Here is a 15,257-nt window from a genome sequence, read left to right on the forward strand (position 1 = left end):
ATTTATTTTAAAGCAATCATTTATTATAAGGTTATTTATTGCTCTCCAGACCAAAACTATAATAACAAATTAGAATATTAGGTTGCTCTAGACGTTGATTTACAAGAATAGGAAATAGATGAAGATATTAAAGTGACAATAAAACTATTATTTCACAATTCTTGTAATTTTACTCAAAACTATGTCCAAAAAAAACACTCCAATCGATCATCTAGGCACCATAAAACTCTGACTTTCACCGAAAGTTGAAATATTATCGTTGATTGTGACATCGTTAAATTGCAGATTTTAACTCTTAAAATTGCTTTAATAAATGTTCAAAAGAACATACGTCTACACGAGCTGATATCACAGCATACTATTGCGGAATAAAACTATGCATCTGCACATAAATACCACAGTTGATACTCTCTACTCGAGCCTAATACCTTGAAAGCTGCAGCCTAAAAAACGATTGCCTGGGCGTTATTGCATTTGCGGGAAACGATCTTAGCCGTACTGTATAGTACGGCTAAAAAAATAACCAACTATTTTAACACATAACACTTATACTTGCATACTTAGCGCTAAAGCACTATACCTCTACAACTTTATCTCTCCTTGCTTACTTATGCAAGCACAAGTGATTTTATCAAATCACTACATGATCTGCATGTATTAACTGGCAGCAACTGTGCGTCTAACTTATTTGGCACTTTAATCATCATCAATTATATTATATTTTCGCATTAAATAAACTACCTCTCATAATCGACAGTGCCTCACTAAAAAACTTCAAGCATAAGTAAAATAATATGAAGTTAGCAAATTACGCTCAAGCGTACGTACCACGTCGATCGCAGGTAAGAAAATGAGATTATTAAAAATAATCTAGACTTGTTTCTATTTTGCTTACTACGGCAAAGTCATTTGCGCTACTTACCTCTTCGCACGCAATAAAGATCAAACAGCTTGTTGTAGAACGCTTCTTTCATACGCTAGTTTGCAATATCGAGAACAAGATAGCGTATCTCCAATCATAATATAGTAGATAGTCAAAGCCTGCTTCTTTAAGATGAGTAATTAACTCATACTTAAATATTACTCAGCTATTTTTGAAACAACCGCGCAGCTTTGTGTATTATTAACATCTATTAATACAAGTGAGTCTTAACAGCGCCTATAATACTATTTGATATAGCAAAAACATAATGGTTGTACCAGAAATCTTTTAGTTGTTCATTAGCGGCACATATTCTATCCTCAATCTAATGAAGAATCGTTTGAGAAGACGGTTATATCAACAGTTAGATCGCAGACTTATGCTTTCTTGATACAATAGCGCCCAGAACGCTTACTAGTATTTATAGCTTATGGTGTGGTTGACTTGGATAAGGCTGTAAAATAGTTATGTAAAGATCTAACAATGCAACTTCCAGGCTATTCGTAAACATTTTACGATTAGCACTAAATATAGCAAGATCAATATGTTATATTCATTTTTGTTTACTAACAAACAAATTAAGCACTACCGATAGTTATTTTGTACTACCAACTCATAGCCTATCTTATAATAGTGGGTATGCATTGCTATGCAGCAACACTTATCAAAACAAAAGAGCTGTTGCTAAAGGTTTTAAATATTTATCATTTAAACTGTATTTGTTTAATGAAAAGCTGAGCACCAAGTTCATTTACCTAACAATAAGATATAAACTAACTACTAAGATAATATGAAAATATAGCAAAGTAGATGAAACTAATATTGCATTCTTCATTTGTCGATTACCGAAAATCGCTGCATGAATTCTACATCTAAAACACTGTCATCTTTTTAGGATCTTATGCTTCATGCAAAATGTTTTTTTCTTTTCTTGATGACTGTTCTTCAATCTGTTTGTAAAAATTGATAACAAAAGAGATTGATGAAAACCTTACGAAATCTTCTCTGTAATACAAGAATAATCTTGTATTACAGAGAATTATTACCGAACTACTGATATGTATAGATTCATTGTATCTTAATTAGTATAATTTTGTTCCGGGCAATTAACTATTTCACATTTAAATTTAGTAATCAATGTGTTGCCTATTTAATTACCTATAAAGTATTAATAATGTATATAATACCTAAATTAATTCACTGGATTCAGTATCCCACCATATAATTGCTACTGTACAATAGTATAATATACAATGAACTAAAAATAGAATAATGCGTCTTTATATTCTATAATGAACAGAGAATAAAAATAATGATCAAAAAGGTAGCATTGCCATTAAATTTTACTGATTCTGCAGCTATTAGAGTTAAAAACCTTATTGCAGATGCAGGTAATTCTAATTCGAATATAAAATTGCGTGTTTATATAATCGGTGGTGGTTGTAGCGGCTTCCAGTATGGCTTTACCTTTGACAATAAAGTAAACGAAGGCGATTTCATAATCGAGAAACAGGGTGTGGCGCTCGTAGTCGATCCTATGAGCTTACAATATTTAGTAGGGGGGTCAGTGGATTACAGCGAAGGGCTGGAAGGTTCGCGTTTTATAATAATCAATCCCAATGCTAAAACTACCTGTGGTTGTGGGTCATCATTCAGTATCTAACGCGACGCATGTGTGACTTCACCGATAGCCAATTTAAAATCAATAGCTTTAGGTGTAAGCGAATAACTGCTAGCTGATTAGTGCTAATCTAACTCATTCTAAAAAATAAGGAATGCAAAAAAAAGTTACTTTACAATGCACTAAACGCTGCGCTATGCACAAATACTGCCGATAATACAGGCCATTACATAAATTTTAAAATACGAAGATAAATAAAGTGTTGGCCGGTCAATATATTCCCTAATGAATATACCACAACATAACGCTGGTAATTCTTTTACCATTATTAAACTGTCGCAAACGTCAAGACGACACAGGCAAACGGTTTTACTAATTCCCTATACTAAAACAAACACTGCCAGTTTGATAGCATTGATCACTGACAAGTTCTATCTTAGTAACGCAGGTAAAAACGCAGCTTGCGTGATAAACACATTGACTCACACTGCAATACTAGTTGCAGAATAAATTAGTAACAGAAAATAATATGGATAACATTACGCATTTGTTGCTCATGTACCGCTTAACTAGCCCGCTAACTAGCTTTTGTATCATTTCCTCGACCAAACGAAACGAGCTACTCACCGCAATAGTAAGAAATTTTTAAAATTTAAATGAGACGCTTGTTCTGCGACATCAGAGATGGCATGCACCACAACGAAAGGAACAGAAAATTAGTAACACACATGAGCTATGGCGATAGACTCCACATTTCCACAGTAAGAAGTGCCTGCGGGAAGGTTTGTCGGATACGAGCCAGGAACCTCTACTGAACCTTTTATAACGGTATCACCTCTGACCACCAAAGCTATCACAGCATGCATGCAGAGACTATCGATCATCTTCTCTTCCAGAACTATTAACAATGGAGCAGAATTGAACGATACCGAACACTGAGACATCTGGCCAAAATTCATAACCGAAAGCAGTGACATCGACATCGTGATATAGCACTTCATTACGCACTACAATAACACGGACTTTCAATAGTCTGCGCTAAACTACCAGCAGAGCCAGTATTGATGAACAACTATGGTTCGAAATAATCTAGCATCAGCGTAGTACTCAAAGCGACAGGAACCTTGCCAATACCGAATTTCATTAGCACTATATCAACGAAGCATAACTGATTAATATCATCTCATAAAACGCCTGCTTAATAGATAACCGAATAACTTAAGCGATCGCGCAGTAGCGCGATTTCCTGTTTTATTGAGCAAATAATACCAATGAGCATGCAAGGAATTCTCTTACTAATAAGAGTTAACGCATTTTTAAATAACATACATGTCAAAATAACGCATTTTAATACGTTTTACTCAGGGGTATAGTGTGACTAGTGTTTGTAGAATTAATAGATGATATGAATTTGATGTAAAGAAAATAAATTGATATTAATTTAAACTAAAGATAAATTTTAACATTTTAGTACGCCGGTTAGCACGAGTCTGATAATTTTATTAGGCGCTAATTTGACAGCAATTCTATTGTCACATTATCAATATACGCCGGCTCTAACAAAGCGAAGCACCACCTACTAGGCCACACAACATATGACTTAATAATACATTATGCCTAATGTACTCTCGATGATAATCGTACAGTAGGTCGGAAGCAGCATTGTTAAAAAGATCTTTTATCTCCTCAAAAGCAATAGAGATAAATTGTGATGCGTTGGGATTATTTTATATTGCAGTTAGAAAATCCATGCAAAAGTTAATTACGATGATCTGTATCGTAGAATATTGATAATGCATCATCCACTATTTTCACAAAGTAATAATCAACAACAGGTTTTGTCGCCAACATAAATATCGCTAGTCTAAAGCAGGCAGGCCATTTGTAAGGATTTTGCTAGATTAATAACCTGTGTACTAACACACTTTGTAGCAAAAAGATAGTAATGCATATTACGGCTCCATTAATCTCGATCTGTACTATATTTACAGAAATAACATTAATATAATCCTTATAGTACATTAAGTTACTAAGGATTAATTGACGTTATAAGCAGATCGGCTGCATTTTAAAATGCAACCGGACAACCTACTGGTCTGGACCGTAGACGTGCAACTATTTTATGACGGGAAGTTGTGTTTTCTCTCGCAAACAATGTAGTATAGTATAAACTATAGTGGAAATTATTTTTAGTAAAACTTTCCCGGTAATTTATATTTTGGAAATTAATGATTTATATTTTATTTCATTATCGATCTGTAAAAGTGTTGAAAATATTTTATTAAATAATTGTACCATTTACTAAAAACTGGAACAGTTTAGTTAAAGATAATCTGTATCAATGCGGCGATACAGAACAGGCTTGCAACGTAATAAGGTGATTACCAAAAGCAGGTAATCGTCAATTAGTTTTTATGTATTAAAAGGCTTTAATACTATGAACAGTTAATTACACATACAATGCAACGCTTGCTAAATAATCTAGTGTTTATTTACGATAACATTTCACAGTCAAACGTTAATAAAAACTTCATAACGATACTTTAGCTATTAAAGTATACGTAGATACATGCTATCTAACATGTATCTAACTTTACTTAAAATAATTATAACTAAAAAGTTATTTAATAATTAAAAATTTACCAGAAATTAACCCTGCTTAAAATATCACAGGTGATCTTGCAACAATCGGTAGTAAAGGATCACTATTCTGTACATCTCATCGTTCGCTGAACTGTATTCATAAACTATTTATCAAAATGATCTAACAGATGAATAAATGATGAAATAGTCAACCGCTATTATGCCAACCAGCTACTTATAGCTTTATATTATTATTACTGGAGTTTAATAATATATTAAATATTAGTAAAATAATTTATTATAGCTGAAATGAATTCCATAGTCTGATAAGCTACTGAGCAACTGCGAACATGACGTTAATTTATAATCTAAATCAATATGATTATGTATTTTGTAACTTTACTTTATACTGATATACAAAAATTGCTGCATTATTCTTATAGAATAAGAAATCATTATGCATAGCAACATCTTACTTTAGGTCGCAAAATCATAAATAAACATCTATATGCGTCCGGATAAATATGCTTCTAAATCTAGATATAAAGCGAAGTCCTATTTCTGTTATGTTGATATAGACCACCTTAATTCATCAGCAATAAACTAAACTATGGACGCTGATGCTAAAGAATCATATCCTTAATAGTGAATCTCAACATTAAGGGTTGCACATTAATCATATCGCGGCAACTTCTTGATTAGCTCACATAATTCTTCTAATTTTTGCTTAAAAGCATCGCTGAACCAAAATTACTCCTTATTTCAGATATTGGTGTGTAGAGTATAAAGAATGAAGAAAGCAACAAAAATCGACTAACAGTATTAAATAAATTTAATACACTAGGAAACATCTAATTATTATCTATGATATATAGCTTTATATAATAATGCCTAACAATCATGTAGTGAATAACGCTTCAAAACAAAATATATTAATAAAGAATAAACTTTAACAAATTAGGGTTTGTGATTATAAATATTGCCGATACAACTAATTTAGTTTAAAGATCTAATCTTTATTAGATATAAATTAATTCAAATTAGCTATAGGTAGTAGATTATATCGTGGCCATCAGAAATTATTAAGGATTGTAGGAAACCACGACACTAAATATTATCTAGTTGCTCGGACGTAGCCGATTAAATAGCAAAAATCATGATAACTTTATCTAGACCGATGATGTTATAAACTGAGACAATGTCATTAATGAACTAATTAACCAATAATTAGCGAGATTATTGGTATTAACACTGCCACAAGTAATTAGCGCAGAACGACGGTAATATTGTTATTATCCTTTTGTATACATGGTTTCATGTATACCGCCGAGAAAAACATGTTGATTACTATTTCATCATGAAAAACACATGTTCATAGCTTAACTTTAGGTATTTCAGTCCCACAATAAGTTGAACCAAACACTATCAGTTCACTGCATATTGCAAAATGTTAAATATTGCCGAGATGGTTATTATATTTGTACTCTCAACCAAGCGGAAAAGATGCTATTTTTAACAAAAATGTCTAATTTCTTACAATAAAATCATTAAAGAATAAAATATAAGTATAATGGTTGCTTTGATAAAAACAAATAAAGTTCTAACAGAAAGTAATAATTACCAGGTAAATATAACGAAATCGCAGATTTTTTGAATCTCAATTTATTTATAAACTAACTCATCTTTTAACTGAGCGTTGATTTTAGCTAATCAAGAGTGACAATAGATATCCTCTTGAAAAATACGGTCAAAATTTCGCGTGAAATGCGGATTTAAGCAATAAAGCCAAGGTAGATTAATTGCTATCTACTGACGGTGCTGATGATGAATAACGACGCCAGGAGGATCTAACAATACAAGCGTGTTGTATGCGCGCAAATATTCATTAGGTATTATTTATGGTTTATTTCCTTGAAAGGTTATCTACAGGGAGAATGTTCTGCGGTTTATCAAGACCATTTATCTGCCGCGAAAGGTTTATATAATAATTTATTAGCTAAATATTAATTTTTTGATTATTAAAAATAAGTATTTTTATTTAAAATCTAAATAGAAAGTGTAGAAGCAGTATAAAAGTTAACATCCTAGCAAAACTAGGATTATAACTAAATGTAGCGGACAAATACGTAAGTTTTTACGGCAAGCCGCTAAAGACAAGTAACAAATATCACTTACATCTACTGCGACCTATATAATTAAAACATTATTTCTGATCTTAGGTGTCTGGAGAGTATACTATTTTAATAGATAGCTTATTAAGCATTCTCTGCAATCTATCACGACCTTTAGGTTTTTTTTATTTTGATTATGACAAAAACGGCGCAGTAGTATATCTATACAATGTATAAATTGCTTGAATCTTACACGTACTTTTATGATGAAAAGAAATGTAACATTTTTCTGTAAGAAAAAACTTAAAGTCACCTCATGATCACGATAAGAAAGTAATCTTAGTCTCAGTAAGTTATATATTATTGCTTAATAAATGGTTGGTTCAGAGGTAACTTCACTACAATCTAGTAGTAATGAAATAAAAATAGCGCTGGTTATACCGACAACGACGATGCACCAATCTATGTTAAGTAATCCTAAAATTAATAATACACAAGTGTTAAGTAAAGACTCTAATTGATATTCAATATCATTGGTGGTGCTGATCAGATAATTGATGCAATACGTGCATATCCAGTCACGCATCTTCGATGCATTGAGGTTTTCGGGGGGCTGTCAATTTTTGAATTGAAAAGCAAAACCACGACCACTCTAGCAAACAGTATGCTAGGACTTACTGAAAAAATACATCTTTAGTGTACCATCCCCACCGAGTACAGATCTGTTTGGGCCCAACAACAACGCGACGCATTGGCTATGCTGAGGTTAACGTTCTCTATGCCAGTGTTCGCATGCGAATTAATTTCTTTTATCAACGCGGCGAATAAGGGGCTTATAATTTAATATGATTTGCATCATTAAAATATTTAAAAAGCTTAATGGTAATACGGTTGGCAAAAGCTGAATAGGATCGTTTCTTTTTAAGGAAGTGAAGCTGAAGCTAAAGAAAATGATCTTTCCTGAAGAAATATATCCATATGATAGCAATGTTAGCGAAGAGTTGTTTAACGCATGTATTACCTTAATTTATCCCAACGGTACCTATTTTGACAGAGATTAGTAGACTCTGTCACAGGGATCTAAAAAATACTAAGCTATAACTAAAAATATATAACTTTAAAGGGTCAAACAAAGATTTTTTACCATGAAGTAATGTTTATTGCTACTGCAATACCAACTTATCGGTCGCTACTACTATGATCTTCATCAACTCATAAAAGGCATCATGCAATCATGGTTTAGTCAGTATATATATTTATCGTTTTAACGTACATAACATACGGGGTCAACAATATAAATCCGTTGGTTAGACCGATCGTTTAATATAAGCTAAATAAGATTTCTACTAAATCATATCAAGTTGATACGGATATTCAGAAACCTAAAATAGAACGGGTGTCTCAAAAAAGTTATCGGAGCTGTTAAAAAAATATATTATCGGTGAGCTACTACAGCATTATCAATGCCTCTCCTTACTTGTTATGATTATGATAGATATTGAATGATAAATAAATTAGATCGACTATTCAATTAATAGTTAAGTAAGGTAGTCATTTTGACTGTATATGAAAATTAAGGAATATTAGCAAATTATTTAACACATCAGCGCTATCTGGTGAGTGCAAATCGTACTCCTAAGATTGGTATTAATTCACTAAACCTAAAGTTTCACTAATGGCACCAGTAAATGCGTTGCTTATCAAGCACACACGAACTTGCATAGCAAAGTTGAAGATATTTCATTAGCAGTGATGAACTAAAAAAAGATAATTTTAAAATTTCTATAAATAATATTTGTCAATGTAAGGATAATCTAGTTAATAATATTACGTTTTATAAACGTGATGAGAACTATTTTAAAATTTAAGTTTTTCTTTATTTCATAGAAATAAACTTTATTGCTTAACATGGATTAACCTTAAAACTACATATTTAGCCATACATAATAAAAAGATAAATATATTATATATACCATAAGTTGAGATTAATGAAGATAAAAAAATAATAACAACAATGCTCTACTACCACGAGTTACTCTAGGTAAATAGATATTTCATGCTTTAACTCAAATTAAAAAATATTTGTTATGTTATATATTTTCTGCGCTGCGTTATTTAACCTTATCACCTATATAACATATAAAGCACACAACAATTATAGCAATGAATTATCATTATTTAATGACTTATTAAGCAGTTCAATATCAGGCGCTTTCACTTAATGATTAGATAAATACATTTTCATTATATGAAATGTTTTTAATTTTATATTGATAAATTAAACTAATGTCATATTGACATAAAGCACATCATGCAATATATAAATAAATTAATATAAATAATTATAAATAATGTGCATACATAAATATATAACTCATAATTATTATGAGTTAATTTAAAAGCATCTCATGCCTTGTATGATATGATTACGAAAATAATTATTAATATATATTGATACTTTTATTAAGCTAAATATTTGACAAGCAAAATCATTACGTCAATGTAGTAAAGTAAAATAAATATAGCATAATCATAAGTATTTTAATAAATAATGATAAGTAAAACTAAATAAACTTATAATCAATACTCATGTGTGTATATTCATTAGGTATGCTATATACAACAGATAATGTATCTGTATGACGACTAGAAAAAATAAAAGCATTTATTATGTTTTATTTTGTTAATCAGCTCCTACCTAAAATAGGGCGTCTTAAATTTAAGAGTTGCTATATGTGAACGTAAAATACAATATTAACAGCATGCTGAGATATAACTATTTGAATTGTTTAGATTCTTAATAATAAGAAAGCAAAAATATTAAACAATAAAATCAAGAAATAATTTATTACTGTAAATACAATTTATTAATAATCATTAACATATTATGTTTATTACCCGGGACGAGACTTGAACTCGTACAGCCAAAGGCCGAGGGATTTTAAATCCCTTGTGTCTACCAATTTCACCACCCGGGCATCGGAATCTTAAAACTTGAAGGCGCGTCCCGGAGTCGAACCGAGGTAGGCGGATTTGCAATCCGCTGCATGGCCACTCTGCCAACGCGCCTAATCTTATCGTTTGTACTTACTTTAAATACTACTTAATCAGCAAATTGCTGATGTTTTATGTTTTGGGAAAAATGTAATTTAAATCTACTCAAGCATCGATGTTAATTTTTTTGACACAAAAACACCAAAGCATTAGATCACAGCTAAACCGAATACGCAATAAAAATTATCTTGCCTTTTACTTACAAGTATTCAACAGGCATATCTAGCGCCAGGAAACATCTTTGAAGTCATTGCGTCAATGAATTACTATAGCAACGTATACTGTAACACTTGCAACCTAAGTTCAGTTGTTTTACTCACCTCAAGGTGAATTTATAGGTTATACAATAATAAAAGTATTTACTGATAAATTTATATGAAAAACTAAAGTTGTCTTTGATAAAGATTACACTGATGAAGATGAGGTTAAATTAATACATCCCAATCGTTCAGTCATGACTAACTAAGTGAGAATATTAGTCTCTAACATAAGAGTAAACATCTCAACATAATTGCCATCATTCTTTTATATAGAGGGAATGCAAAATTTTTAAGAAAAAAACACTACGTCTTACCATGACGTGTAACTTCTTAGAAAAGAATAATTATTTTGATGTTAAATTAATTCAACGAATTTAGGTAAGCGATAAATTTATAAAACAATACCCAACCTAATTGTTGTACTAGATTTTTGATATTTATCTCAGTAGATATCACTTACGGCATTTCTAAATCGATAAACCTTATGTTAAGTTAATCATTAAACAAACCTTGTTTTATCACAGAAGCTTGAAACTGCCTAGAGCTGGTAGCTCTTCAGGAAACAACACCATTACTTTCATCATCATTCATACTAAAAATAATATTTAAATTATCCGTATTAGTTAATCGTCTAAAATATTTTTCGATAGTCAATTGCCAAAGTGCTTGCTAACAAAAACGTAATCAACAAAAACTTTGAAATACTTAATCTTCTTGATCGCTACTTCAACATAATACAAAACTAGTCAAGTCTAGCTAGGTTACATCACTGAAATTTCGACGTTAGAAGGTTAAGCGTATTTGAGATGGTGGTGCGATATTTGATCGCCCGTAATCGGGCAGTTTTGAGTAAGGTTATCCCCCTAGCCAGGGACTTAATCTAATTCGTAAAGAGCTGCAGGTAACCTGGAAGGTTAGGAATCGATCTTTAAGTGTTAAGTTTTATTAAGTCACCAAAGGAAACAATTTTATACCAGGAGTATGTTAGCAGGCACTATTGGCGCTATCGAATCATGCAAACAAAAGAACAACGCGACGTCATTGCTGGGATAACAAATCTGTTCAAACTGCTTTATGGTTTCTAAAAACAGAAAAGATACTGAGATAAAGTATCTAAATGCTACCTTAATGGTAGATAATATATACTGATATATTACATAGAATACTATAGCGACATCAAGATTTAATCGTATAATGAAGATATAATCACAAAAGTATTAGTGATACTGTTTTATAAACAGTGCAGATAAAATAGTTCATATGCGTTGAACACCATAATAAATATTACCACCACGGTTGGTAATTTCTACAAATTTTTCTCAATCTCCAAATAAATCGTGCCTGATAGCATACAAATATTGAAACATTGAATAGAAAGTTAGCCCCGCCGCTATATAAAGCGCAATGATACCTATCACAGATACGATATCTTCCGGCCGCCACAGCAACGCCACCAATGCAAGCATTTGCGCTGTGGTTTTTACTTTACTAGTCCAAGAAACCGCGACACTACTTCGTTTACCTATCTCTGCCATCCATTCACGCAATGCAGAAATAATGATTTCACGAGTAATCATGGTAGCTGCAGGAATTGTTATCCACCATGAATGAAAATGTTCCGCCACTAACATCAACGCTGTGGCGACCATGACTTTATCTGCTACAGGATCGAGAAACGCGCCAAAACGGGTAATTTGTTTACAACGACGAGCCAAGAAGCCGTCAACCCAATCTGTCGCAGCTGCGAAGATAAAAAATAACGAACAACTTAATGGAGCCCATTTGAAAGGCAGATAAAAAGCCAGAACAAAGAACGGTATCATGAAGACACGTAATAAGGTAAGCCAAGTCGGTATATTCAGTTGCATAGTGCTTTTTTTAAATATTTGGCAATAGTAGAAATTAAAAGCATGTTGCTATATTGATATTATTGTTTCAACGCATTAAATATTTTGCTAAATAACCTGAAATTTCAGGTACTTAGGCAATATATTTTATACTGGCATTACATAACGTCTGCAAGCCGCCCATATAATGCAGCAGCGACTATCTACGGGCGCTGACCTACACCATCAATCAATTCCAGCACGCTGGTATTTTTTTTACCTTAGCACGTTTATTACGACGACTAGTAATAGCATGTTTATGTGAATCATCACGGATATGCTGAATTAAATGCAGCGCCAGCGAATCTGATGGCAGTGCTATTCCTGCCTTATCCGGTTCTACAAACAAAGTTTCTAGTCCCGCCTGACGATCTATCCCTTTTTCTACACCTAGTAATATTACATGTGATTTATTCCAAGGAATATCTAACTACTTGAACACGGCTTTGGTTATGCTTAAATAACCTTTTTATTATTAATAATTACGATGTCAGGAATTTTTCTCGTTCAAAACCTTACTATAACGGCGACGTAGTACTTAATACATAGCAGCATAATAATTGTGTGGTAATGCCTTTAATATTATAATAACGATATTCATCTCGAGCTGGTCCGTTGCTGTCAAAAACAGCACAAGCAGCGGGAGTCTGCTTCCACCATTATATGGCTAATGTCAAAATACTCCATCCGGTTAATCGCCTCGATGCCAACAGCTCCGCCAGCACATCCAAAACGCTCATGTATCGTTGATTGCTGAGAAGTTTTTATTTTCAACGCCGTAGTAACCTTGGTTTTGGCCAGTTTTAATTAGCGATCACGATCGGCTACACGGTTGCGTCTGTATTTGAATTTTTGCTTATTTGATCGCTGCCGCCAATAGCGTTTTTTAGACAGAGTAAAGTCCAACGGAATTTCTTCCGGTAAAGACTGCATTTGACTGCCGTGCATATAAAATCATCCAACAAATGTCTGCACTACTTTTGCCAATTCGGTATAAGCTGGTACTTTTAAAAAAACTGCGACTGCCTAATATTTTACTTTAGCGAATAAACAAAACATGCATGCAAGCTATACCAACTTCTAATAAAATTATTATGGCGTCTAATTTTTTTGTTGCCTAAAACGAACTATTTTCCATTATAAACCGCACCGCCTGAATTTGATCGCACGGGCGCGCCGTTTCTTCAAATTTCAACGCATTGCTAGTCAGCTACATCTGTTTAACAAGATTATTAAGTACCTGTTGATTTTTGTCGGATAGAAATAAGCGTACATATTTTACCTGCTGCTGATATAACTCATAGTTAAAGAGCTTCCTTTACGCACGGTCCCAATCAATGACCTATCTGATACTACAAGCATGAGCGTGAACGTTTTTGGTATACACGATTCTATCATTGTAAAATGGGAAACAATTTTTGAAACAAAGTTAACATTTTCTTGATTGTATAACTGTTGGGAACGGCTTAAAATAATCCTTTTTTGAATGTTTAGTGCCGTGATAAGCCATGATGACGGGATACATATTTCTACTTAGGAATATAAAGTATAAAATTTGTCATAGCAAAACAATACGTTATAGCATGCTGATGTTGCTTAATGTAGTTATAATCAATCAACAGCGCCTCGGTATCTGTATGGGTATTGATTAAATCAATATAATAAATTTTCCTCACCAGTAGCTTGGTTTTGCGACTAGCAAACCTGTGAGCCAAAATAGCCTGCCAGGCGCTTTTTAAAATTTTTCCTTACCGATATAAATTACCTGACCAGACGTATCATACATAATACAGACTCCAGTCTGGACGGTTATAGTACTAAAAAATTGTTTAGCACTAAACTGTTAGTCACTATTTAAATAAACTCTTTTATTAAACTTTTCGTATTGAAATGATACGCTGTATGATAACTAGATGAGTTGGTTCTACAGTCTTTACTGATATTTAGTTTGCTAAAGATTAGTGAAGACTGTAAGTAATAATTTATGGCTAACTCTTAACCACTTTAAAATACCTATAACCTTATCTACAGTAATCATTACCATAATTTAAAGTACCAAGTTTAGACTTACATTTTAAATAAAGTTTCTTGCTGTTACTTTAAAGAATAAGTTAAATTATAATTATTTATTAAATAATACTAAACATGATGTAATGTTTATTAATATATATCCTAAGATATACACAGATATATCGCATCTCCAGGAATATTTTCTAATATACATCTTATCAGCGCCTTGTGTTTTATCAAATTTTAATAGATAAGAATAAGTTACGCTGACTTTTATCACAAAGACTGCACATATATTGCAAAGCTTAAATTGCTTTAGATAAGCAAAAAAGAAACAAAATTAAAGTTGATGACAATATATTGCTGCTTCATTTAACTTCTTTTCTTAGCTACAGTTAAATACTTAAGCATAAATAATATGTTTGCTCTACAGCATCTTGTGAAAAGAAAGTAATTAACCTCGGTAAAATTCATAACGTTATTATAATCAAATGCATATCGTACGCTACAAACTCGTATTGGGTAACTAAGTACGACGATGATGGCCATCATGGCTATTGATAACAAGAAAACAATAGGTAGCGTTATATTTGCTATCGGCAACTAAATTGCGATAATTATACAAATATAAATTAAATCAAGGCAATAATTTAATGTTATGAAATGCTCTTTAGCATGCTTATACTAACGTTGGCTCTATAAAATGAAGCAATCAATCAGTCAAACTAATGATCTCGAATAGTACGCGGTTTTTATCAGTACTCTAAACAGGTAATTCATACTTATCGTTAGTAAAGCACTACTAAGATC

2 protein-coding genes, 2 tRNA genes and 2 pseudogenes are annotated in these 15,257 nt (G+C 32.3%); 1 reads left to right on the forward strand and 5 read right to left on the reverse strand.

All coding sequences use genetic code 11. The features are described 5' to 3' along the window. Positions 1-2,234 precede the first annotated feature (2,234 nt). Positions 2,235-2,585: an iron-sulfur cluster insertion protein ErpA gene (gene erpA, locus HBA_RS02820; RefSeq protein ID WP_097032501.1), complete on the forward strand. Its 351-nt coding sequence runs from the start codon at positions 2,235-2,237 to the stop codon at positions 2,583-2,585. 531 nt (positions 2,586-3,116) lie between these two features. Here the strand turns inward: erpA and mtnN are convergent. The 5 genes and pseudogenes from mtnN to uvrC all read right to left on the reverse strand — a co-directional run. Continuing rightward, positions 3,117-3,822 (reverse strand): annotated as a pseudogene (gene mtnN / locus HBA_RS02825) (5'-methylthioadenosine/S-adenosylhomocysteine nucleosidase); the annotation flags it as partial. 6,310 nt (positions 3,823-10,132) lie between these two features. After that, positions 10,133-10,215: transfer RNA gene (locus HBA_RS02830), tRNA-Leu, on the reverse strand. A gap of 20 nt (positions 10,216-10,235) precedes the next feature. Further along, positions 10,236-10,306, reverse strand: a tRNA-Cys gene (locus tag HBA_RS02835). Positions 10,307-11,870: 1,564 nt separating this feature from the next. Then, complete coding sequence (gene pgsA, locus HBA_RS02840; RefSeq protein ID WP_097032502.1) at positions 11,871-12,419, reverse strand: CDP-diacylglycerol--glycerol-3-phosphate 3-phosphatidyltransferase; 549 nt, start codon at positions 12,417-12,419, stop codon at positions 11,871-11,873. A gap of 112 nt (positions 12,420-12,531) precedes the next feature. After that, positions 12,532-14,223: pseudogene (uvrC, locus tag HBA_RS02845) on the reverse strand (excinuclease ABC subunit UvrC). Positions 14,224-15,257: the final 1,034 nt, after the last annotated feature.

Origin of the sequence: Sodalis endosymbiont of Henestaris halophilus (assembly GCF_900161835.1) — a bacterium.
Taxonomy (GTDB): domain Bacteria; phylum Pseudomonadota; class Gammaproteobacteria; order Enterobacterales; family Enterobacteriaceae.

Bases quoted from the DNA above. Each gene is read 5' to 3' on its own strand.
- erpA (WP_097032501.1), top strand. From the start codon at position 2,235: ATGATCAAAAAGGTAGCATTGCCATTAAATTTTACTGATTCTGCAGCT.
- pgsA (WP_097032502.1), bottom strand. From the start codon at position 12,419: ATGCAACTGAATATACCGACTTGGCTTACCTTATTACGTGTCTTCATG.